Genomic DNA, 653 nt, shown 5'->3' on the forward strand with positions numbered 1-653 from the left:
ATGGTTTCTATATTTTTCGGGGGACAAAGTCACTCAACCCAAGAATAGTTGAAGCTAGAAATGGCAAGGGCCGTGTGCTGCCTAAGCTTGCCGGAGTGAAACTTAAAGACATCACGCGTCGCACCAATCGCTCAGAAGTGCTTGACCTAAAAGCCCAGCGGGGAACGCAGGAATTTCGAGTGATAAGGCGTTGGTTTACAGAAGAAAAACGATTTTGCATCTGGCTAACTAACTTACCGGCAGAGTCTTACTCAGCCGATGACATTATGGCGATTTACCGCTGCCGCTGGCAGGTAGAACTGCTGTTCAAAGAGTTGAAATCACATACAAACTGGCAGAGATTTGCCACCGCGCAAAAAGCGATAGTTGACGGCCTAGTATGGGCAAGCCTGTTGGCACTTATCATCAGACGCAGCACCGCGATGCGTATCATGCCTTCAGTTTCGCTGTTCAAAGCGGCAAAGAATGTGGACGTTTGGCTGCTGCCAATCTTTGAGTGTATCTGTCATCGGGCTTGGTCAGAAATAACAGAAAAGATAGACTGGGCGGTCTGCTATATAACAATAAACGCAAAAAAGTCACAACAAAGAAAATCTAGAAAAGACATAACGTTAGATGGAATTTTTGCAGGCCTTAATGCTTAAGGTCCAGTG

At 46.1% G+C, this 653-nt stretch carries 1 protein-coding gene; it reads left to right on the top strand.

What is annotated here, in order from left to right; genetic code table 11:
- A partial coding sequence (locus GQA99_RS20180; protein WP_160057003.1) for a transposase occupies positions 1 to 644 on the top strand: 644 nt, incomplete at its 5' end.
- Between the last annotated feature and the right edge of the window lie 9 nt (positions 645 to 653).

Origin of the sequence: Shewanella litoralis (assembly GCF_009828585.1) — a bacterium.
GTDB lineage: Bacteria > Pseudomonadota > Gammaproteobacteria > Enterobacterales > Shewanellaceae > Shewanella > Shewanella litoralis.